Here is a 21,882-nt window from a genome sequence, read left to right on the forward strand (position 1 = left end):
CTACCGTAATGTTTAAATATCAGGACGCATCCTGTCCGGCAGAGATATATTTGCAGATGATTCCGAATTAATCTTTTTTTACATCGTTAAGATGCATCTTAAGCAGACTTTCCAGTGGGGGCGGAAGTTGTAAATAAAAACCGTCTTCGCGCAGTGCGGTTTTCACTTTCTCAATATCTGCCCCTACCAGCTTCTTGCTCCCGTCCAGTGGCAACACCATGGCAAGCTTAGGTTTACCAAAGCCCTTAAGCAACGCCTCCGGGACGCGAGAAAAATCGTCTTTTTTTTCAACGTAAAGATAAGTCTGGTCGCGCTGGGGACTTCTGTAGATCACACAAAACATATTTTTTACTCGAATTAACAGGGATGGTCACTTGCCTGAATATTACAGTAACTATAACATGCTTGCAGAACTTCGGAATATTGCCTGCCTTGATTAAGCACCTGAAAGTGGTGCTGATTTAGCCGGGACAGGAAATAACAGGACTGAGCGGGACAGATGTCACAATCGCCAATCGAGTTAAAGGGCAGCAGTTTCACGCTGTCGGTCGTTCATTTGCATCACACCGATCCTGAAATCGTGCGTAAAGCCATTGAGGAAAAGGTCAGTCAGGCCCCGGCGTTTCTGAAAAATGCCCCGGTGGTGATCAATGTTTCTTCGTTAACCAGCGATGTTAACTGGCGCCAGATGCAGCAGGCGATAGTCTCAGCGGGTTTGCACATTGTTGGCATCAGCGGCTGCAAAGATGAGCAGTTAAAGCGGATGATCTCGCGCTCCGGCCTGCCCGTATTAAGCGAAGGCAAAGAACAAAAGCGCAGCGCCGAGGCTAAGCCGGTGGCTATTCCGTTTGAACAGCCCGCCACCAAGACCCGGCTTATCGCTTCCCCGGTCCGTTCCGGACAGCAAATTTATGCAAAAAACTGCGATCTGATTGTCACAAGCAGCGTCAGCGCCGGTGCCGAACTGATTGCAGACGGTAATATCCACATTTATGGCATGATGCGCGGTCGCGCTCTGGCGGGTGCCTCTGGCGATAAAAACTGCCAGATATTTTGCACCAGTTTATCTGCAGAGCTGGTCTCTATTGCCGGGAACTACTGGCTGATGGATCAGATCCCTGCTGAATTTTTTGGAAAAGCGTCGCGTCTTTGCCTCAAAGACGGCGCATTGACTATACAAACACTGAACTGAGCCAGGCTCTCGAGCCCTTTCTTTTCTTAAGGAAATTATTATATGGCACGCATTATTGTTGTTACATCGGGTAAGGGAGGCGTTGGGAAAACCACGTCCAGCGCGGCCATCGCTACCGGCTTAGCGCAGAAAGGTAAAAAAACCGTCGTTATCGACTTCGATATCGGCCTGCGTAATCTTGACCTGATCATGGGCTGTGAGCGCCGCGTAGTGTATGACTTTGTGAACGTTATTCAGGGTGATGCCACGCTGAATCAGGCGTTGATTAAAGATAAGCGTACGGAAAATCTGTTTATTCTTCCCGCTTCCCAGACGCGTGATAAAGATGCGCTGACCCGTGACGGCGTTGAAAAAGTGCTGGATGACCTGGCGACCATGGATTTTGAGTTCATCGTCTGTGATTCCCCGGCCGGGATCGAAACCGGCGCGCTGATGGCTCTGTACTTTGCCGATGAAGCGATCATCACCACTAACCCGGAAGTCTCCTCCGTGCGTGACTCCGACCGTATCCTTGGCATTCTCTCTTCCAAGTCGCGCCGCGCGGAACGAGGCCAGGATGCGATTAAAGAACACCTGCTGCTGACCCGCTACAATCCAGGTCGCGTTAACCGTGGTGACATGTTAAGCATGGAGGACGTACTGGAAATTCTGCGTATCCCTCTGGCAGGCGTGATCCCGGAAGACCAGTCAGTATTACGTGCCTCGAACCAGGGTGAGCCTGTGATCCTGGATGCCGAATCTGACGCAGGTAAAGCCTATGCTGATACCGTTGATCGTCTGCTCGGTGAAGAACGCCCCTTCCGCTTCATTGAAGAAGAGAAGAAGGGTTTCCTGAAACGCCTGTTTGGGGGATAAACCATGGCCTTACTCGATTTCTTTTTATCCCGAAAAAAGAGCACAGCCAATATTGCCAAGGAACGGCTACAGATTATCGTGGCGGAACGCAGGAGGGGCGATAACGAGCCCCACTATCTGCCGCAGCTGAAAAGGGACATTCTGGAAGTGATCTGTAAGTACGTGAAAATTGATCCGGAGATGCTGAGCGTTAAGCTGGATCAAAAAGATGACGATATTTCTATTCTCGAACTGAACGTGACGTTACCGGAAACGGAAACGGAAGAAACACCGAAATGATCTTCTCCTGCTCATGATTTTCCCCTGCTAATGCAGGGGAAAATTGCAGGCTTATTCCGCCTCCAGGACGGCAGCGATGCCCTCTTCCAGCAGCGCCCCACGCCAGCCATCTATCAGCTCCGGTTTACCCGCCTGTGGTTTCAGCTTCCAGTGCCAGTTCAGCAACTGATTTATCTGACGACGTGAAGCCAGCAGTTCCTGGCTGACGCCGTGCTTTTCTGCGGTCTCCGCCACCAGCGCCTTCAGGCTTTTAAATACCTGTTTATAGTGTGGGTAGTCGATCAGATTCGGTACCGGCTCTGGTAGCCGACCCTCATCCAGCGCGCTGGCTTCAGCCACCATCGCTACCAGCGCTTTGCCATGAAAACGGATCTCCTGCCCCGGCAGGCCAAGATGGTCAAGTTCGCCCAGAGAGCCCGGCATGTAGCGCGCTACCTTCCACAGATTTTCCTCACGCACGACAAAGTTTACCGCCATGTCTTTTTCACGGGCCAGCGTCAGGCGCCAGGCCGCCAGCAGGCGCAGTGCAGCAAGCTGACGGGGGCGTAGCTGCCAGGCATTGGTGATATCGCGGTACGCCTCCTGCGGGTCTGTCACCGTGGTGCGACGCTGGCAGAGCAGCCGGCACTCATCAAGGGCAGCGGCCATCTGCCCCGCCGCTTCCGTTTCCGCCACCAGCTTTTCTGCCACTGGCAGCAAATAGAACACATCCGCGGCGGCGTAGTCACACTGTTTTTCTGTTAACGGACGCGCCAGCCAGTCAGTGCGTGACTCGCTCTTATCCAGCGCAATACCGGTGAAGGACTCGACGATAGTGGCAAAACCACAGGACAGCGGACGCCCACTGAATGCCGCCAGAATTTGCGTATCTATCATCGGCTGCGGCAGTACGCCAAACTCGTGCTGGAACACTTCCAGGTCTTCACTTCCTGCATGGAGATACTTGACGACCTGCTGATCCAGCAGAAGGTCGCGAAATGGCGTCCAGTCGGTGATTGGCAGCGGATCAATCAGGGAGATGGTTTCACCGTCAAACAGCTGGATGAGGCCCAGACGAGGGTAATAGGTGCGGGTACGAACAAATTCAGTGTCCAGCGCCAGAGCGGCAACCTGACGGGCACGCTGGCAAACTTCGGCCAGCGCTTCATTAGTGGTGATCATGATGTAATTCAAAATAGCGTTCTCTCGCCGCGGGCAGGCAGGCCAGCGGTCAGTGGTCGGTGCGCAATAAAAATGCCGGGTAGCCCGGCATAATTCGTTATCAGCAAAACAGCCGTTGTCAGACTGACGGTTGTTGCGTTTTCATCGCTTCCTCGCGCAGTTCGCGGCGCAGGATTTTACCCACGTTGGTCTTCGGCAGCTCATCCCGAAACTCAACAATTCGGGGGATTTTATACCCAGTCAGATGACGCTTACAGTGGGCGATCAGCTCGTCTTTGGTCAGTGAGTCGTCTTTCTTCACCACGCAAATCTTCACTGTTTCACCCGCCGCATCATTCGGCACGCCGATGGCGGCAGCTTCACGGACTTTCGGATGCAGCATCAGAACATCTTCAATCTCGTTGGGATAAACATTAAACCCGGAGACCAGAATCATATCCTTTTTGCGATCGATAATGCGCAGGAAACCTTCGTGGTCAACGGTAACAATATCACCGCTGCGAAGCCATCCATTTTTTAAAACTTCCTCCGTCGCCTCCGACCGCTGCCAGTAACCCGCCATCACCTGCGGCCCTTTAATACAAAGCTCACCGGGCTCTCCCACGGGCACCTCATTCCACTCATCATCCACCAGCATGATATCGGTTGAAGGCACCGGCAGCCCGATGCTGCCGTTATGGCACTGAATGTCATAAGGGTTTACCGAGACCAGTGGCGAACACTCGGTCAGGCCATACCCCTCCAGCAGATAATGACCGGTGAGTTTTTCCCAGCGCTCTGCCACCGCTTTTTGCACCGCCATTCCTCCCCCGGCTGACAGCGCCAGGGTAGAAAAATCCAGCTTGTTAAATCCGTCATCATTCAGCAGCGCGTTAAACAGCGTATTGACGCCCGTAATGGCGGTAAACGGATATTTGCTTAACTCTTTAACCAGGCCCGGAATATCACGCGGATTGGTAATGAGCAGATTCGCGCCGCCCAGTTCAATAAATAACAGGCCGTTCACGGTCAGGGCAAAAATATGGTATAGCGGCAGCGCAGTAACCACCGTCTCCTCCCCGGCTTTTAACAGGGAGCCATAGGTGGCCTTAGTCTGTTCAAGGTTCGCCTGCATATTGCGGTGGGTCAGCATCGCCCCTTTCGCCACGCCGGTCGTCCCGCCGGTATATTGCAGAAAAGCGATATCGTCGTTGAGGATTTCCGGCCGGGTGTAAGTCATCTGCGCACCATTTTGCAGCACCTGACGGAACGAAATGGCGCCGGGCAGATAATACTTCGGCACCATCTTCTTGATGTATTTCACAACGAAGTTTACCAACGTGCCTTTCGCCGGGGAGAGCTGGTCGCCAAGGCGGGTCAGGATAACGTGTTTTACTGCGGTTTTGGCCACCACTTTTTCCAGCGTATGGGCAAAGTTGGAGACAATCACAATCGCGCTGGCACCGCTGTCGTTCAGCTGATGCTCAAGTTCGCGTGGCGTATAGAGCGGATTGACGTTCACCACAATCATACCGGCGCGAAGCACACCAAACAGCGCGATGGGATACTGCAGCAGATTGGGCATCATCAGCGCCACACGGTCGCCTTTCTTCAGCCCGAGGCCCTGCTGCAGATAGGCGGCAAACGCCCGGCTGCGATCGTCCAGCTGACGGAAGGAAAGGGTCTGCCCCATATTGATAAAGGCGGTCTGCGCCGCATAGCGGAGTGCTGCATGCTCGAAAAGGTCAATTAAGGAACCGTAACGATCGGGATTAATCTCAGCCGGCACATCGGCGGGATAGCGGTTTAACCAAACCTTATGCAAGGAATCACCTCGAAAATTATTATTTGTTGTCATCGCAGCCTCGACCGGTCGGCACTTGTTAACATTATTTTAACTCAGCGTACCAGTTTGCTCAGGTCTCTGTTTTGAGGTTGCGAAGTCCATCACTAAATTTCTCTCGTCCGGAGAGGATCAAAAAAAAGGCCGGTCCGCTGAAATCCAGCGGACCCGCCGATTAATGTCTGGCTTTTAACTTACTGGGTAAGGATGGTCTGTACCTGTGCCGGACCGGTATTGTAGAAGCCCCACGGGGCCGGCCCCCAGTAGCCGCCACGATGACGTCCGTATCCAGGGCCATACCAGATCCACGGATCGATAGGCTGAGGTGGGGTCACGATCTGCTGTGTCATATGCCAGCGCTGATAACCCGTTACGCCGATCACCAGGAACTGATACTGGGCTTCACCGATTTTGCCCTTTTCCGTCCCTTTAATGGTGCCGACGACGGTGACCATCTGCTGGTTAAAGTCGACCGGATCGATAAAGCCATTCACATCGGCAAAGATGCGGCCCATCGACGGTGAACCGAGAACCGGTCTGGCTCCCTCGTCCAGCGGCATCGCCGCGATTTCCAGACGGGTCATCCCGTTGCGGTTATCCACCTTGATAACCTTACCGCCAAAGCGTGACTCCTGGCCGGTAAACACCTCCGGGGCGCTGAGTACCCGCACCAGATCCTGCTGTGGCGTCTCCGAATGCCCTTTAATGGAGTCGGGCACGGTGACACAGCCGCTTAACACCAGCGACGCTAAAAACAGAATGCTGCACTGCCAGACACTGGATTTACGCATAGACGCTCCCACGTTGTTATCCTACTTCGACTGTTGCCGGTTCAAATAGTTGCTCTGTACTACTCACGTCCGGGTAATTTTTTCCATGTCACTTCGTTACGAAGGTAGGTCGGCTCCGCGTGTTCCGGCGCAACCGTCATGCCAGCGGCCAGCGCCTGCTGCGCCAGCGGCAGCATATCTTCCGCACAGGGCAGCGTCACCGATGAGCGCGTCAGCACGAGGCCGCTGTTTTCTCCCAGCTGCGGCCAGGCCTGCCAGCCCGTCCCCACGCAGGTCCACTCTCCGCTCAGGGCCGCCATGCGCGCCGCTGCCGCGTCCGGTTTCAGCACCGCCTCACTCACCTCTCCCTGCCAGTTACCCTGCCCGTCCCGCTGGTATTCAGCCCAGTACACCTCGCCCATGCGTGCATCAATGGCGGCCAGCACCCGGGTCGCCCCGTGCAGCCGCCACGCGCTCTGCGCCATCGTCATCAGCGTCGAGATACCGATTAGCGGCAGTCCGGCCCCCAGAGAAAGCCCCTGCGCGATGCCGATGCCAATGCGGACGCCGGTAAAACTTCCCGGCCCCCGGCCAAAGGCCAGCGCATCCAGATCGTTCAGGGTGACGTCGCCTTCATGTAAAATCTGCTGCACCATCGGCAAAATACGTTGCGTATGTTCACGCGCACAGAGTTCAAAATGTGCCAGCTGGTGCTGGTCATTCAGGAGGGCAACCGAGCAGGCTTCCGTGGCCGTATCAATGGCTAAAATTCGCGTGGACATAACAACCTCAGGGGAGAAAAATTTTCGGCGCGCATCATAGCACATCACCGTCGGAATGCTTACTGCCGCCCATTTTTTGCAGAAAGTCTATCGCCTTTTGCAGGTCACGCGTGCGCGGCGTGGGCGGCAGGCTGTTCACAAACACCGCACCGTACGGACGCATTACCAGCCGGTTATCGCAGATCACCAGCACGCCACGATCGTCCACGTCGCGGATCAGACGTCCAACGCCCTGCTTCAGAGCGATAACCGCATCCGGCAGCTGCACGTCATCAAAAGGTTCTCCGCCGCGAATTTTGCAGTCTTCCATACGGGCTTTCAGCAGCGGGTCCTCAGGTGAGGTGAACGGCAGCTTGTCGATAATCACCAGCGACAGTGCATCACCGCGCACGTCCACCCCTTCCCAGAAACTGTTGGTGGCCACCAGCAGCGCATTGCCCGCCGCCACAAACTGTTTGAGGATCTGCCCCTTGCTGGTTTCCCCCTGCAGCAGCACGGGCAATGTCATGGTGGCCCGGAATTCAGCGGCCAGCTCGCGCATCACCTGATGGGAGGTACACAGGAAGAAGCAGCCGCCGTCATTGGCTTCGATCAGCGGGCGCATCATCCTGGCCAGCTGTCGGGCACCGCCGGGCTGATTGGGTGACGGCAGATTTCTTGGCACGCACAGCAGGGCCTGACGGGCAAAGTCAAAGGGGCTGTTGAGGATCAGCGTTTCAGCTTTACTCACCCCCAGCCGCTCCACAAAGTGGGTCATCTGCTCGTTGACCGCGAGAGTGGCGGAGGTAAAGATCCAGCTTGCCGGACGCTCATCCATCACCTCGCGAAAACGATCGGAAACGGACAGTGGCGTCAGTGCCAGCACAAAGTTGCGGGCGTTGCATTCATACCAGTAGCTGAAACCCGGCTGGGTGGTGTCCTTCAGCCGCTTAAGCCGTCCCCGATACAGGGCCGCCCGCTCAAAAGCCGCATCCAGCAGCGCAGAACGGCCCAGGGAGAGTTTCGCCACGTCGTAGCACAGCTCCAGGGCATCATCGAGCAGCAGCAGTGCGCGCTGGATCTGCGGGTTACTCAACAGCTCACGCAGATTACCGCGAAACCCGGGGTCCCCTAAGGCGAGGCGGAAATCCTGGGCACTTTGCGCCAGCCGGTCCGCTGATTTCTGCAGCTGCTGCATATCCCGCACCTCGGTGCGGTAGGCGATGGTGATATCTTTTGCCAGGTCAAGCAGCTGGCGGCTGGAGAGCTGCTGGCCAAAATACTGGCTGGCAATATCCGGAACCTGATGCGCCTCATCGAAGATCATCACGTCAGCCTCGGGGATCAGTTCAGCAAAGCCGCTCTCTTTGACGACCATATCAGCAAGAAAGAGATGATGGTTGACCACCACCACGTCGGCATCCATTGCTTTACGCCGCGCCTTCACCACAAAACAGTCTTTGTACTGCGGGCAGTCGCTGCCCAGGCAGTTATCATTGGTGCTGGTCACCAGTGGCCAGATCGGGCTGTCTTCGGCCACGCCACCGCAGGTGCTGATATCACCGTCGACGGTTTCGTTCGACCAGCCACGCAGGTGTACCAGATCGCTCATCGCCTGGACCGCCAGCTCACCACCGGCCATCGACTGCTGTTCAAGCCGCTCAAGGCAGAGATAGTTTGAACGCCCCTTAAGCAGGGCCATGCTGCCTTTAAATTTCAGCGCCCTGGCCACCGTCGGCAGATCGCGGCTGTAAAGCTGGTCCTGCAGAGCTTTAGACCCGGTTGATACAATGACTTTTTTACCGGAACGCAGCGCCGGGGCAAGGTAGGCATAGGTTTTCCCCGTGCCGGTTCCTGCTTCAACCACCAGCTCACTTTTATTATCAATGGCCTGCGCCACCGCCGCCGCCATTTCGCGCTGAGGTTCACGCGGCCGGAAGCCGGGGATCGCCTGCGCCAGTGCGCCTTCTGCTGCAAAATCGTCTACCACATACCCTCACCACCTGGTCAATACTACTGTAATTATGTCAGTATCCGCCTGTGCACTCCACCCTTTAGGTGACAGATAACGGTAATCTGTGCCAGTCTGTCGCGGTTTTAAGCGCATTGAAAAAAAGGAACTCATATGACCATCGAACGTATCGATCCTGAACACAGGATGTCCGAAGCCGTGATCCATAACGATACGGTGTATTACACCAGCGTGCCGGAAAATCTGGATGATGATGCAGAAGCGCAGACGGCCAATGCCCTGGCAGTGATCGATAACCTGCTGACCCGCGTCGGTTCGGATAAAAGTAAAATCCTGGATGCCACCATTTTCCTAGTGGATAAAGCCGATTTCGCGGCGATGAATCGCGCGTGGGATGCGTGGGTGTCGCCGGGTAACGCGCCGGTGCGCTGTACGGTGCAGGCTAACCTGATGAACCCGAAATACCGGGTAGAAATTAAAATCGTTGCCGCACGATAATACATTCCCCTGCCGGGCCGGCAGGGGTTAACCACTTATTCGTCGTACTCTTCTTCTTCTTCGTCGTGGTTATTGTCGCCCATATAATCTTCTTCATCCTCATCGAACATCACCGGGACGTGACCGCCGGTGTGGTTCTCACGGATTTCAGCGGCGACCAGCGTTATCGCCTCGCCGCTGCTCATTCCCTCTGACATCAGCTTCTGAATGCGTTCTACCGCGTCCTGCTGCTGCTCATGTGACAGCGCGGGTAATCCTGTAAACATAGTGACTCCTGAGGTGGTTTGCGGTGCGGATTATTCCACGGGCGACAAAGAGATGCCAGCGACATAAAAATATGTCACGCTTGGCGTATCAATGAATTTTGTCTGCTGAAGAGCTATGTCGCCTGTTTATCATTGTCTGAATTATACGCCAGATGCCATTGAGCATCATTTTGCCCGCCTCGCTCATCTCCCCTGGGCGATGCTGCTGCATTCCGGGTTTGCCGATCACGCTGATAACCGCTTCGATATTATGGTGGCCGACCCCCGCGTCACGCTGACCACCCGCGGCAGTCACACCACCATTGATGCCGGTGGTGCGCAACAGCGTTCAGGTGACGACCCGCTGACGCTGCTGCAACAGCAGTTAGCCACCTGTGGACTGCAGGCTGAGCAGCACCCGGATCTGCCTTTTCAGGGAGGCGCACTGGGTCTGTTTGGCTATGACCTCGGCCGCCGTTTTGAACAGCTGCAGACCACGGCAGAGGCACAGCTGACGACGCCGGATATGGCCGTCGGGATTTATGACTGGGCGCTGATTGCTGACCATCAGCAACAGAAGCTGACGCTGGTGGTGCAGGGAGACCTCAAGGCACGCCTTCAGTGGCTGGACGCACAGCAGGCCCCGCCGGTTTCGGACTTCCATCTGATTGGCCCCTGGCGGGCCAATATGTCGCGTGAAGAATACGGTGATAAATTTCGTCAGATCCAGCAATGGCTGCTGTCTGGCGACTGCTATCAGGTCAATCTGGCTCAGCGCTTTGCCGCCCGCTATCAGGGTGACGAATGGCAGGCATTTTTACGTCTGTGCCGACAAAATCGTGCCCCCTTCAGCGCCTTTATTTGCCTGCCGGACAGCGTGATCCTCAGCCTGTCGCCCGAGCGTTTTATTAAACTCACTGGACAGCAGATTGAAACCCGACCTATCAAAGGCACAATGCCACGGCTGGCCGATCCGCACGCCGACCGGTTGCAGGGAGAGAAGCTGGCGCAGTCGCCGAAAGACCGCAGTGAAAACCTGATGATTGTCGACCTGCTGCGCAACGATATTGGCCGCGTAGCCGTGCCGGGCAGCGTGAAGGTTCCGCAGTTGTTCGTCGTCGAACCCTTCCCGGCAGTTCACCACCTGGTCAGTACCATTACCGCGGAGCTGAAGCCCGCCCTGACCGCCTGCGACCTGCTCCGTGCCTGTTTCCCCGGCGGTTCCATCACCGGCGCGCCAAAAGTCCGGGCGATGGAGATCATTGAAACGCTGGAGCCCCAGCGGCGAAATGCGTGGTGCGGCAGCATAGGTTATCTCAGCGTCTGCGGGCGAATGGACAGCAGCATAACCATCCGCACGCTGATCGCCGAGCAGGGCACGCTTTACTGTGCGGCCGGGGGCGGCATCGTTGCCGACAGTGATGAAGCGGCGGAGTACCAGGAAACCCTGGATAAAGTGAACCGCATTCTGCCCTGTCTGGAGTCGTCGCCCGATGAGCCCTGATGACTCTGTTCTGTCGCAGTTTCTGACGCGCTTTCTGTTACAGCCTCCGGCAGAAGGCAAGCGTAACTTACCGCGCCGCCAGGCGGCGGTACTGGTGCCCATTATTGCCCACCCTGAACCGACCCTGCTGCTGACCCGCCGTGCCGCCACGCTGCGTAAGCATGCAGGCCAGGTGGCTTTCCCCGGGGGGATGAAGGACGACAGCGATGCCTCTCTGGTTGTCACGGCCCTGCGCGAAGCCTGGGAAGAGGTGGCAATCCCTCCTGCTGCGGTGAAGGTGATCGGTGTGCTGCCCCCGGTGACCAGCAGCACCGGTTTTCAGGTCACGCCGGTGGTTGGTGTGCTGCCCCCCGGTCTGCGCTGGCAGGCAAATGAGGGGGAAGTCGAGTCCGTCTTTGAGATGCCGTTGGAAGAAGCGCTGCGCCCAGGCCGTTACTCTGCGCTGGATATTCACCGTGCCGGTCAGACCCATCGCATCTGGCTGTCCTGGTTCGATGACTACTTTATCTGGGGTATGACAGGCGGGATTATCCGTCAGCTAAGCCTGCAAGTGGCAAAATCCTGAGAAATCGGCTAAAATGCAGCCATTAGTTGCTTCAAAAGCCGCCTTTACATTATTTTTCACCAGATTATTGCCAACGGGCGATCCAAATCACTGCAATACGGTGCTTTTTCATTTATATTTCTCGCAAAATGTGGGCACCCGTTCTTACCTCTCCCACAGCGTGATTTAAAATCCTTACAGGAGCGTACAACGTGATTAGCGTTTTCGACATGTTTAAGATCGGCATTGGTCCGTCGAGTTCTCATACGGTTGGCCCAATGAAAGCCGGCAAACAGTTCGTCGACGATCTGGTGAACAATCGCCAGCTCTCCTCGGTGACGCGTATTGCTGTCGATGTTTACGGTTCCCTTTCCCTGACCGGTAAAGGGCACCATACTGATATCGCCATTATTATGGGTCTGTCCGGTGCCTCACCGGAAAGTGTGGATATCGACGGTATTCCAGCCTTTATTCGCGACGTTGAACAACGTCAGCGGCTGCTGCTGGCCAACGGGGCGCATGAAGTGGACTTCCCGCGTGAAGGGGGCATGGTGTTCCGCAGCGATAATCTGTCTCTGCATGAAAACGGTATGACCATTCACGCCTTTGCCGGTGAGCTGCGTATTTACAGCAAAACGTATTATTCCGTGGGTGGCGGCTTTATTGTCGATGAAGAGAACTTCGGCAAATCGGTAGTGAATGAAGTCTCCGTCCCCTACCCGTTTAACTCCGCAAAAGAGATGCTGGCCCACTGTCAGATGACCGGCCTGTCACTGTCCGGCATGGTGATGAAGAATGAGCTGGCGGTACACAGTCGCGCCGATATTGAAAGCTACTTCACTGACATCTGGCGCACCATGCGTGAGTGTATCGATCGCGGTCTGAATACCGAAGGCGTTCTGCCCGGGCCGCTGCGGGTGCCGCGCCGTGCGTCTGCCCTGCGTCGCCTGCTGGTCTCATCCGATAAAATGTCCAGTGACCCGATGATCGTCATCGACTGGGTGAACATGTTTGCGCTGGCGGTGAACGAAGAGAATGCTGCCGGCGGCCGCGTTGTCACCGCGCCGACCAACGGTGCCTGCGGTATTGTTCCTGCCGTGCTGGCGTACTACGATCACTTTATTGAGCCGGTGACCCCGGAAATTTTTACCCGCTACTTTATGGCCTCAGGGGCGATCGGCATTCTGTATAAAATGAATGCGTCGATTTCCGGGGCGGAAGTAGGCTGTCAGGGGGAAGTGGGGGTCGCGTGTTCGATGGCAGCGGCCGGTCTGGCAGAACTGCTTGGCGCCAGCCCGGAACAGGTTGCCGTTGCCGCAGAGATTGGCATGGAGCATAACCTGGGTCTCACCTGTGACCCGGTCGCAGGTCAGGTGCAGGTGCCGTGCATTGAACGCAACGCCATTGCCTCGGTGAAAGCCATCAACTCGGCCCGTATGGCGATGCGCCGCACCAGTGAGGCCCGTGTTTCGCTGGATAAGGTTATCGAGACGATGTACGAAACCGGCAAAGATATGAACGCGAAATATCGCGAAACATCACGCGGTGGGCTGGCGATTAAAGTCCAGTGTGACTGATACCGACGCCACCCTCCCGGGTGGCGTTTTTTATTCCCCCTCACCAAAAATAATTCACCGCCCTGCTATCGCCAGCATCAGGAAATAGCTAAAGTGTTTTAGCGTGTTTGTGAGAGTAAGTTCCTGTTTTTGAGCCATTCAGCTTTTCTCTTCCGCACTACTAAACTTAATGCCTCAGTTGCCGATAATTGGTATTCGATCTCTGTGTACGCGTCTTGATCTTAAGGGTGGTTACTGATGCAAATGTCCCAGGAAGTATTCGGACAGTTTCGCCGTAAGCGATTACTTATCGCTGCGGTTGTTGCCGCGTTGGTGCTCATTCTCACATTAACCTTCCGTTTTCTGGAAGAGAAAAACCGGATAGAGCAGCAGTCGCGGACCTTTGCTGATAATGCTATCCAGCGCTTTGACCGCATGTTTTCGCCGCTGGACGTGGCGGCCAATAATACGATCGGACTGGTTGGCCTCACCTGTGGTGAAATCCGCTTTCCGCTGATTGAAAAACTGGCCTCCCTGCAGACGGTACGATCGATTCTGCTGGTGGATGAAGATCGCATTTACTGTTCCAGCATTTACGGCAGCGCTGACATTCCGTTTACCGACACGTATCCTGAGCTGGCGGTAAACAACCAGCGCATGCTGCTGGCGGTGGATGAGCATCTGATTAAAGGCTCACCGGTACTGCTGTTCTGGACGCCACGTTCGCTGGATAACCGCTCAGGCATCATCCAGGTCATTAACATTGAGCTGATGACCAATTATCTGCTGGAGCCCACGCTGCCCTGGGTGGAACGGGCGATTTTCAACGTCGCCGGTAAGAGTCTGGAATACGGTAATCCGATGATTGAGCCTGCGGTACCGTCGGATGACGAAGTGAGTTACGAAGAGTCGTCGCTGCGTTATCCCTTCTCTATCACGCTGTTCGGCCCTTCGCCGTCGCGCCTGGCGCTGATGACCGTCCCTTCCCAGCTCCCGCTGGCGCTGCTACTCAGTTTACTGATGGGCTATATCGTCTGGCTGGCCACGGCCAACCGCATGAGTCTCTCCTGGCAAATCAGCTATGGCATCACCGCCCGTGAGTTTATGGTCTACTGTCAGCCGCTGATCAACGCCCGTACCGGTGCCTGTGACGGCATTGAGCTGCTGCTGCGCTGGCATAACCCCCGCCAGGGCTGGATCCCGCCTGACGTCTTTATTCCGCTGGCAGAACGGCAAAACCTGATCGCCCCACTGACGCGTTTTGTGATCGGTGAAGTGGTCAGGCACCTGCCAGATTTGCCGGCCTCTTCCTCGTTTCATATCGCCATTAACGTTGCGGCCAGCCACTTCCACGAGCGGGCCATCATCGACGATCTCCAACGCCTGTGGTGGCCGGCCAACCCGAAACCGCAGCTGATCGTAGAACTGACCGAACGGGACTCCCTGCCGGTGGTGGATCAGCGCGTGGTGTCGCATCTGCATGATATTGGCGTGAAGCTGGCGATCGATGACTTTGGTACCGGGCACAGCTCGCTTTCGTATCTGAAAACGCTCAGTCCGGATGTGCTGAAGATCGATAAAGTGTTCACCGCGGCTATCGGTACGGACGCCATTAATGCCACCGTAACCGATATGGTGATTTCCCTGGCACAGCGGCTGAATATCAGCCTGGTGGCCGAAGGGGTGGAAACGGCAGAACAGGCAGCCTACCTGCGCGAGAAAGGCGTAGATGTCCTGCAGGGGTATTTCTATGCCCGGCCGATGCCGTTAGGCGACTTCCCGGACTGGCTGATGAGTCATGATGAGTCGCTGGGCATCTGAGTCCGCCATGCAGCATAAAAAAAGCCGGGGAAATCCCCGGCTTTTTATTGCCTGCGCGTCAGTAAGGATTACTGATCGTCTTCATCATGCTCATTGCGCTCTCGGGTTACGCGCACCAGATCGATGCGGTAGTCCGTCGCTTCGATAATCTGGAAGCGCAGCGGCGGCATCTCGATCACTTCTCCTGGCTTAGGCAACTGCCCTTTCTGCTCAATCAGCAGTCCGGCCAGAGAAGCGTGATCGTCTTCCGGGCGCACCAGGTCCTGGGTATCCAGCAGCTGCTGCAGCGAGTGGAGGTCGGTGCCGCCCTTCACCAGCCAGCCATCACCGTCGGCAATGATATCCGGGGTTTCATCCTCATCCGGGAATTCGCCGGCAATGGCTTCCAGCACGTCCAGCGGCGTAATCAGCCCCTGTACGACGCCAAACTCATTGGTCACCACAACGAAACTGCCTTTCGCCCGACGCAGAACCCCGAGCAGATTCAGCGGATCCAACGTTTCCGGCACGATAATCGCCGGTGTTGCCGCCGCGAATGTCGCCACGTCAATGCCGTGCTCCAGCGCCACTAACAGCTCCTTGGCACGCACCACGCCGATAATCTCATCCAGTTCACCCCGGCAGACCGGGAACAGGCTGTGCGGGGTATCCAGCAGCTGAATGCGGATTTCATCGATCGGACGCAGCGCATCTACCCAGGAGATTTCACCGCGCGGGGTCATGATGCTGCGCACCGAACGGGAGGCCAGCGTCAGAACGCCATTGATCATGTAGCGCTCTTCGTCTTTAAACGCCTGCTGCGGCATGATAGCGGCAACTTCACTGCTTTCACTGCTGTGGCTTTCGTTCTGGCGACGTCCGCCCATCAGTCGCTGAATAGCCTCTGCGGTACGTTCACGCATCGGACGCCGCTCCTGATGACGCATAAAGTTGTGGCGCGCAATCTGGTTGAACAGCTCAATAAGAATGGAGAAGCCAATCGCCGCGTACAGGTAGCCTTTGGGAATATGGAAACCAAAACCTTCCGCTACCAGGCTGAGACCAATCATCAGCAGGAAGCTCAGGCACAGCACCACCACGGTCGGATGCGCGTTAACAAAGTTCGTTAGCGGCTTAGACGCCAGCAGCATGACGCCCATCGCAATGATCACCGCAGTCATCATGATGGCCAGGTTATTCACCATCCCGACGGCGGTGATCACCGCATCCAGGGAGAACACGGCGTCAAGAATGACAATCTGCACCACCACGGCCCAGAAACTGGCATATCCTTTATTACCACCGGCGTTCATATCGCGGTTTTCCAGCCGTTCGTGCAGCTCCATCGTAGCTTTGAACAGCAGGAACAATCCGCCCACCAGCAGGATCAGATCACGGCCCGAGAAGCTGAAGTCGCCGACGCTGAAAAGAGGACGGGTTAACGTCACCATCCATGAGATCAGCGATAGCAGGCCCAGACGCATAATCAGGGCCAGGGACAGGCCAATCAGCCGGGCTTTGTCACGCTGTTTCGGCGGCAGCTTATCGGCAAGGATGGCAATAAATACCAGGTTATCGATACCCAGCACGATCTCAAGAACGATGAGCGTAAAGAGACCTGCCCAGATTGAGGGGTCTAAGAGAAATTCCATGACAGACTCCGGAAAAAGGAACGGGAACAGGCAGCAAACGTTCGGGTGAGCGTGCAGCAGGGATGACAACGAGTGGAATGTAAGGTGACGTCTGGCGACGTTGAAAACAAGACCGGGTAGCCCGGCGGCATGATTAAGCGACTTCGGTGACAGTCCATAGGGAGGGCTGAGGCCCGTTACTCCTGTATTGAAAAAGGATCATTACTTTAGCAGTTGAAACAGTAGCGTCAAAATAATTTCTTACACTCGGGCATGTTTTGCCACTTTCTGGATAATGTTTCATCAGGCTTCCTGAAATCCAGGTTAACGTCTAAATAACTGAGCACCGTCACAATATTTATTTTTTCGCATACTAAAATAAATCCCGTTTATGGCTGTGTGTTTAGAACTACTGACCCGTTTTGAGCACGTCGCAGTAAAAGTTGGACTTTAATCATACTGAATGCCTGTTGATTCAGATGACCCTTGCGCGGCTAGCTGGCTGTAGCCGTTGCCAACGTATAAAGGAGGTAGCAAGTGACTATTGCTATTATGATCGGCACACACGGCTGGGCGGCAGAACAACTACTGAAGACTGCCGAAATGCTGTTAGGGGAGCAGGAAAATGTCGGCTGGATCGACTTTGTCCCCGGGGAAAATGCCGAAACGCTGATGGAGAAATACCAGACGCGTCTGGCAGAGATGGACAGTGCACAGGGCGTGCTTTTCCTCGTCGATACCTGGGGAGGCAGCCCGTTCAATGCGGCCAGTCGCCTGGTCGTCGATAAAGAGAATTACGACGTGGTCGCCGGGGTCAATATCCCGATGCTGGTCGAAGTACTGATGGCGCGTGACGATAATCCCACCTTCGATGAGCTGGTTGCTCTGGCGGTTGAAACCGGACGTGAAGGCGTGAAGGCACTGAAAGCGAAGCTGCCCGAGGCAACGCCTGTCGCCGCCGTCAAAGCGCCCCCACCTCCCCAGGCCCCCATGCAGCCCGGCGATCATATGAAAATTGGGCTTGCGCGCATCGATGACCGTCTGATCCATGGTCAGGTGGCCACCCGCTGGACCAAAGAGACCAACGTCACGCGCATTATCGTCGTCAGCGATGAAGTCGCCGCTGATAACGTGCGTAAAACGCTGCTCACTCAGGTGGCCCCACCGGGTGTCACCGCACACGTTGTCGACGTCGCTAAAATGGTTCGCGTATGGAATAACCCCAAATACGGAAAAGACAAAGTGATGCTGTTATTTACCAACCCGACTGACGTCCTGCGTCTGGTCGAGGAAGGCGTCAACATCACCACAGTGAATATCGGCGGCATGGCATTCCGTCAGGGAAAAACGCAGGTGAATAACGCGGTATCGGTCGACGCTAAAGATATTGAGGCGTTTAAAAAGCTGAATGAGCGGGGTATCGAACTGGAAGTCCGTAAGGTCTCCAGCGACCAGCGCCTGAAAATGATGGATCTGATCGACAAAATGACGCAATAGACCGTGGCCTGACTGCTCAGGTTGAACTCCGTTCTGGCATGAAAGAGGAAAAGTGTAATGGAGATTACCACGCTACAAATTGTACTGATATTTATCGTGGCCTGTATCGCAGGCATGGGTTCCATCCTGGATGAATTTCAGTTTCACCGGCCCTTAGTGGCCTGTACGTTGATAGGCGCCGTACTGGGCGATATGAAAACCGGTATTATTATCGGCGGTACACTGGAAATGATCGCCCTGGGCTGGATGAATATCGGGGCCGCCGTCGCGCCCGATGCGGCCCTGGCCTCCATCATTTCCACCATTCTGGTTATTGCTGGCGGACAAAGCGTCGGTGCCGGTATTGCACTGGCTATCCCGCTTGCTGCCGCAGGCCAGGTGCTGACCATTATCGTGCGTACCATCACTGTGGCCTTCCAGCACGCGGCCGATAAAGCCGCTGAAAAAGGCAACCTGACCGCTATCTCGTGGATCCATGTCTCTGCGCTGGTGCTGCAGGCGATGCGTATTGCTATCCCCGCGCTGATTGTGGCTGTATCCGTTGGTACCCACGTGGTACAGGAGCTGCTCAACTCGATCCCGGACGTGGTCACCAACGGTCTGAATATTGCCGGTGGCATGATCGTGGTCGTCGGTTACGCCATGGTGATCAACATGATGCGTGCCGGTTACCTGATGCCGTTCTTCTACCTGGGTTTTGTTACTGCCGCATTTACCAGCTTCAACCTGGTCGCGCTGGGCGTGATTGGCGTGGTGATGGCTATCCTGTATATCCAGCTGGCACCAAAATATAACCGTGTTGCGGGTGCACAGGCGTCAGGGCCGGCACATAACGACCTTGATAACGAACTCGATTAAGGAAAGGTGAGAGAAATGGTTGATACAACAACTACCGCTACGCAAAAGAAACTGACGCCAGGCGATATTCGCGGTGTGTTCTTACGCTCTAACCTGTTTCAGGGTTCGTGGAACTTCGAACGTATGCAGGCCCTGGGATTCTGTTATTCCATGGTGCCGGTGATCCGCCGCCTGTACCCTGAGAACAATGACGACCGCAAACAGGCCATTAAACGCCATCTGGAGTTCTTTAATACCCACCCTTACGTTGCGGCCCCGGTGCTGGGCGTGACGATGGCGATGGAAGAGCAGCGCGCTAATGGCGCAGCCATTGATGACGCGGCAATTAACGGCATCAAGGTGGGCCTGATGGGACCGCTGGCGGGTGTCGGTGACCCTATCTTCTGGGGAACCGTGCGTCCGGTCTTTGCTGCACTGGGTGCCGGGATTGCTATGAGCGGCAGCCTGCTGGGTCCTTTGCTGTTCTTTGTGCTGTTTAACCTGGTACGTTTACTGGTGCGTTATTACGGTGTGGCTTACGGCTACCGTAAAGGGGTGGATATCGTCAGCGATATGGGTGGCGGCTTCCTGCAGAAACTGACTGAGGGGGCGTCCATTCTCGGCCTGTTTGTCATGGGAGCGCTGGTAAATAAATGGACGCATGTTAACGTTCCGCTGGTGGTGTCCAGGATCACTGACCAGACGGGTAAAACCACCGTCACCACCGTTCAGTCGATTCTTGACCAGCTGATGCCGGGTTTGATCCCTCTGCTGCTTACCTTCGGCTGTATGTGGCTGCTGCGCCGTAAAGTCAACGCGCTGTGGATTATCATGGGCTTCTTTGCGATTGGTATCTTCGGCTACTGGATTGGTCTGCTGGGTGTCTGAAGTCAGTTAGTTTTGCTTTCACTCCGGGGCCAGCACAGTCTGGCCCCTTTTTATGGGCTCTGTTATGTTTTTGACTGATTATTTTATCGTGCTGTTTATTGCGTTAATTTTGCTTTATGCCATCTACGATGAGTGGATTATGGACCGCCTTCACGGCCCGACGCGGCTGAAAGTCCTGCTGCAGCGCCGTAATAAGATCGACAGCCTTATTTTTATTGGTTTGCTGGTTATCCTGATCTACAAGAACGTCAGCGACAGCGGCCCGCAGCTTACCACTCTGCTGCTGATGGCGCTGAGTGCGCTGGCGGTATGGCTATTCTGGATACGGGCACCCAAGCTGCTGCTCAAACAGGCGGGGTTTTTCTACGCCAATGTATTTATACGCTGGGAACGCATCAGCGCCATCAACCTGTCGGAAGATGGCGTGCTGGTGATCGCGCTGGAAAACCGCCGGTTACTGATCCACGTTCGCCAGTTAGATGACCTGGAGAAGATCTACCAGGTTATGCTGGAAAGTCGTTAACCACCGGGGCTTGCTGGCTGTCACGCTGCCACAGGCGCAGTGTGAAGTCGGTTTCACAGGCAAACTGCTCTGTGGTCGCGAGAATGCCCCAGACCTCCGGGCGGGCACGCCAGGCAAAAGGCGTCATCTGCAGCAGAGCGCCGGACTCTTCGCTGTTCAACACCATGGGATAGTTGAGCTGCTGCTCTTCCACCAGCGTGAAGCCCGGCATCGTTTCCGGCGTGGTGTCATGCAGCTGCACTTCCTGATAGATCAGCGCTTTGAACTGCATCAGGTGGCGTGGGCCAGGGGTCACGGTCAGGACGTAGCCTGCGGGTTTTACCACCCGGGCCAGTTCTTCGGCCTTGCAGGGGGCGTAGATACGCAGCACGGCGTCAAAGCGATCGTCACTGAAGGGCAGGCGATGGCTGGAGGCGACGCAAAACGCCACGTTGTGATAACGCTTTGCCCCGGCGCGTATGGCAATTTTAGCCACGTCCAGCCCCCAGACTTTCGCCTCACCCTTCGCCGCCAGACGGCTGGCAACGTGGTGGGTGTAGTACCCTTCCCCGCAGCCAATATCCAGCACGTTCAGAGGCCCCTCCGGTAGCACCCGCGCCAGCAGCTCACTAACCAGCTCCTGTAGCGGCTGGTAGTGACCGGCATCAAGGAAGTTACGCCGCGCCTGCATCATATCGGCACTGTCACCCGGCTGCTTTGAGCGCTTATGCTGTACCGGCAGCAGATTCACATAGCCCTCTCTGGCCTGATCGAACTGATGTTGGTTTTCGCAGCGCCAGGTGCGCTGGTTTAACAACAGCGGCTGCTGGCAGAGGGGACACTGGTACGACATAAGAAACACTCCATAATTCACATGACGCGGCAGTGTACTGTAAACACCAGCTAAAATCCCGTAGTCACGCCGCTTTACCGACACAAAAAAGCCCCGTCATTGCTGACGAGGCTTTAGGATTCAGATTTCAGCCTGGATTACGCACAGGGCGTTATTGACAGGCTCAGATCGAAAATTAGATAGCGGTGACGTTCACAGCAGCAGGGCCTTTCTGGCCGTCCTGAATTTCGAACTCAACGTTCTGGCCTTCAGCCAGAGTTTTGAAGCCATTACCCTGGATTGCAGAGAAATGTACGAATACATCTTTGCTGCCGTCTGCTGGGGTGATGAAGCCAAAACCTTTAGACTCGTTGAACCACTTAACCTGACCTTTAATCTTTGCCATTTTGCAAATTCCTTAGAGTGTTTATTCGCCCGTGGGCTTTACGTACAGAAAAACCAGAGACATTACTGCATGAGGCACTAATTAAGGCTCGGCAAGGAAGCGGTATTCAACGTCAACGTCTTTACTCAGAACTTCTTTACTCAAGATGCCATACATAAACAGAACTGTACCTCGTTTTACCCGAATGTTTTATCACATATCCGTTAATTAATGGCAAGTCATTTTTAAACAGGGATAGAGATGTCGCACACATTTAAAACGATAGCGGGCACAGATTGCACATTAATGCCTGATGTTTCACCAGCTGGCACGGTTTGCCGTGCCAGCGCC

The 21,882-nt window shown here is 55.3% G+C and carries 22 protein-coding genes and 1 pseudogene; 12 read left to right on the forward strand and 11 right to left on the reverse strand.

Annotated features, from left to right (window positions below; genetic code table 11):
• Positions 1-67 precede the first annotated feature (67 nt).
• Positions 68-343, reverse strand: a complete 276-nt coding sequence (locus ACZ3HG_RS04045; protein WP_191932542.1) for a YcgL domain-containing protein — start codon at positions 341-343, stop codon at positions 68-70.
• Between the two features lie 156 nt (positions 344-499).
• Between ACZ3HG_RS04045 and minC the strand changes: the two genes are divergently transcribed.
• Genes minC through minE form a run of 3 tightly spaced genes read left to right on the forward strand, consistent with a single transcriptional unit; the run spans position 500 to position 2,326 of the window.
• Positions 500-1,192: a septum site-determining protein MinC gene (gene minC / locus ACZ3HG_RS04050; RefSeq protein ID WP_191932543.1), complete on the forward strand. Its 693-nt coding sequence runs from the start codon at positions 500-502 to the stop codon at positions 1,190-1,192.
• Positions 1,193-1,234: 42 nt separating this feature from the next.
• Positions 1,235-2,047 (forward strand): septum site-determining protein MinD, encoded by an 813-nt coding sequence (gene minD, locus ACZ3HG_RS04055; protein ID WP_191932544.1) that lies wholly within the window; start codon positions 1,235-1,237, stop codon positions 2,045-2,047.
• A 3-nt stretch (positions 2,048-2,050) separates the two neighbouring features.
• Positions 2,051-2,326 (forward strand): cell division topological specificity factor MinE, encoded by a 276-nt coding sequence (minE, locus tag ACZ3HG_RS04060; RefSeq protein ID WP_191932545.1) that lies wholly within the window; start codon positions 2,051-2,053, stop codon positions 2,324-2,326.
• A 51-nt stretch (positions 2,327-2,377) separates the two neighbouring features.
• Here minE and rnd read toward each other — a convergent pair whose 3' ends face one another.
• From rnd to ACZ3HG_RS04085, 5 genes are all read right to left on the reverse strand, one after another.
• The gene (gene rnd / locus ACZ3HG_RS04065) at positions 2,378-3,487 is read right to left on the reverse strand and encodes a ribonuclease D (RefSeq protein WP_465331943.1); all 1,110 of its coding nucleotides are present in this window, start codon (positions 3,485-3,487) and stop codon (positions 2,378-2,380) included.
• Between the two features lie 118 nt (positions 3,488-3,605).
• Complete coding sequence (fadD, locus tag ACZ3HG_RS04070) at positions 3,606-5,291, reverse strand: long-chain-fatty-acid--CoA ligase FadD (protein WP_465331945.1); 1,686 nt, start codon at positions 5,289-5,291, stop codon at positions 3,606-3,608.
• A 212-nt stretch (positions 5,292-5,503) separates the two neighbouring features.
• Positions 5,504-6,100, reverse strand: coding sequence for a Slp family lipoprotein (locus ACZ3HG_RS04075; RefSeq protein ID WP_465331946.1), 597 nt, complete (start codon positions 6,098-6,100; stop codon positions 5,504-5,506).
• A gap of 59 nt (positions 6,101-6,159) precedes the next feature.
• Positions 6,160-6,861, reverse strand: coding sequence for a tRNA (adenosine(37)-N6)-threonylcarbamoyltransferase complex dimerization subunit type 1 TsaB (gene tsaB, locus ACZ3HG_RS04080; RefSeq protein WP_465331948.1), 702 nt, complete (start codon positions 6,859-6,861; stop codon positions 6,160-6,162).
• Between the two features lie 34 nt (positions 6,862-6,895).
• Positions 6,896-8,830: a helicase C-terminal domain-containing protein gene (locus ACZ3HG_RS04085; protein WP_191932550.1), complete on the reverse strand. Its 1,935-nt coding sequence runs from the start codon at positions 8,828-8,830 to the stop codon at positions 6,896-6,898.
• 135 nt (positions 8,831-8,965) lie between these two features.
• Between ACZ3HG_RS04085 and ACZ3HG_RS04090 the strand changes: the two genes are divergently transcribed.
• Positions 8,966-9,310, forward strand: a complete 345-nt coding sequence (locus ACZ3HG_RS04090; protein ID WP_191932551.1) for a RidA family protein — start codon at positions 8,966-8,968, stop codon at positions 9,308-9,310.
• Between the two features lie 35 nt (positions 9,311-9,345).
• Here the strand turns inward: ACZ3HG_RS04090 and ACZ3HG_RS04095 are convergent, their stop codons facing one another.
• Positions 9,346-9,576: a YoaH family protein gene (locus ACZ3HG_RS04095; RefSeq protein WP_062746189.1), complete on the reverse strand. Its 231-nt coding sequence runs from the start codon at positions 9,574-9,576 to the stop codon at positions 9,346-9,348.
• A 115-nt stretch (positions 9,577-9,691) separates the two neighbouring features.
• Between ACZ3HG_RS04095 and pabB the strand changes: the two genes are divergently transcribed.
• The 4 genes from pabB (at position 9,692) to ACZ3HG_RS04115 (ending at position 14,980) form a co-directional block, all read left to right on the forward strand.
• Entirely contained in the window at positions 9,692-11,059 is a 1,368-nt protein-coding gene (gene pabB, locus ACZ3HG_RS04100) for an aminodeoxychorismate synthase component 1 (protein ID WP_465331951.1), read from the forward strand.
• Positions 11,049-11,624, forward strand: coding sequence for a CoA pyrophosphatase (locus ACZ3HG_RS04105; RefSeq protein WP_191932554.1), 576 nt, complete (start codon positions 11,049-11,051; stop codon positions 11,622-11,624). The genes pabB and ACZ3HG_RS04105 overlap by 11 nt, the downstream gene beginning before the upstream one ends.
• A gap of 191 nt (positions 11,625-11,815) precedes the next feature.
• Positions 11,816-13,180, forward strand: coding sequence for an L-serine ammonia-lyase (locus tag ACZ3HG_RS04110; RefSeq protein ID WP_191932555.1), 1,365 nt, complete (start codon positions 11,816-11,818; stop codon positions 13,178-13,180).
• Between the two features lie 237 nt (positions 13,181-13,417).
• Positions 13,418-14,980, forward strand: a complete 1,563-nt coding sequence (locus tag ACZ3HG_RS04115; protein WP_191932556.1) for an EAL domain-containing protein — start codon at positions 13,418-13,420, stop codon at positions 14,978-14,980.
• A gap of 68 nt (positions 14,981-15,048) precedes the next feature.
• Here the strand turns inward: ACZ3HG_RS04115 and ACZ3HG_RS04120 are convergent, their stop codons facing one another.
• On the reverse strand, positions 15,049-16,611 hold the full coding sequence (locus ACZ3HG_RS04120; RefSeq protein WP_191932557.1) for a TerC family protein: 1,563 nt from the start codon (positions 16,609-16,611) through the stop codon (positions 15,049-15,051).
• Between the two features lie 516 nt (positions 16,612-17,127).
• Here ACZ3HG_RS04120 and manX point away from each other — a divergent pair.
• The 4 genes from manX (at position 17,128) to ACZ3HG_RS04140 (ending at position 20,335) form a co-directional block, all read left to right on the forward strand.
• A complete protein-coding gene (gene manX / locus ACZ3HG_RS04125) occupies positions 17,128-18,087 on the forward strand; it encodes a PTS mannose transporter subunit IIAB (protein ID WP_465331955.1) in 960 nt (319 codons plus the stop codon).
• Positions 18,088-18,144: 57 nt separating this feature from the next.
• Positions 18,145-18,945, forward strand: coding sequence for a PTS mannose/fructose/sorbose transporter subunit IIC (locus tag ACZ3HG_RS04130; RefSeq protein WP_062746202.1), 801 nt, complete (start codon positions 18,145-18,147; stop codon positions 18,943-18,945).
• Positions 18,946-18,960: 15 nt separating this feature from the next.
• Positions 18,961-19,812 (forward strand): PTS mannose transporter subunit IID, encoded by an 852-nt coding sequence (locus ACZ3HG_RS04135; protein ID WP_191932559.1) that lies wholly within the window; start codon positions 18,961-18,963, stop codon positions 19,810-19,812.
• A gap of 64 nt (positions 19,813-19,876) precedes the next feature.
• Positions 19,877-20,335, forward strand: a complete 459-nt coding sequence (locus tag ACZ3HG_RS04140; protein ID WP_191932560.1) for a DUF986 family protein — start codon at positions 19,877-19,879, stop codon at positions 20,333-20,335.
• Here the strand turns inward: ACZ3HG_RS04140 and rlmA are convergent.
• From rlmA to ACZ3HG_RS04155, 3 genes and pseudogenes are all read right to left on the reverse strand, one after another.
• Positions 20,316-21,167, reverse strand: coding sequence for a 23S rRNA (guanine(745)-N(1))-methyltransferase (gene rlmA, locus ACZ3HG_RS04145; RefSeq protein WP_465331958.1), 852 nt, complete (start codon positions 21,165-21,167; stop codon positions 20,316-20,318). The genes ACZ3HG_RS04140 and rlmA overlap by 20 nt on opposite strands.
• A gap of 175 nt (positions 21,168-21,342) precedes the next feature.
• Complete coding sequence (gene cspE / locus ACZ3HG_RS04150; RefSeq protein ID WP_001062678.1) at positions 21,343-21,552, reverse strand: transcription antiterminator/RNA stability regulator CspE; 210 nt, start codon at positions 21,550-21,552, stop codon at positions 21,343-21,345.
• Positions 21,539-21,708 (reverse strand): annotated as a pseudogene (locus tag ACZ3HG_RS04155) (DUF2627 domain-containing protein). The gene cspE and the pseudogene ACZ3HG_RS04155 overlap by 14 nt, the downstream one beginning before the upstream one ends.
• Positions 21,709-21,882: the final 174 nt, after the last annotated feature.

The sequence above is a fragment of the Erwinia sp. PME.40.26/001 genome, assembly GCF_055556675.1.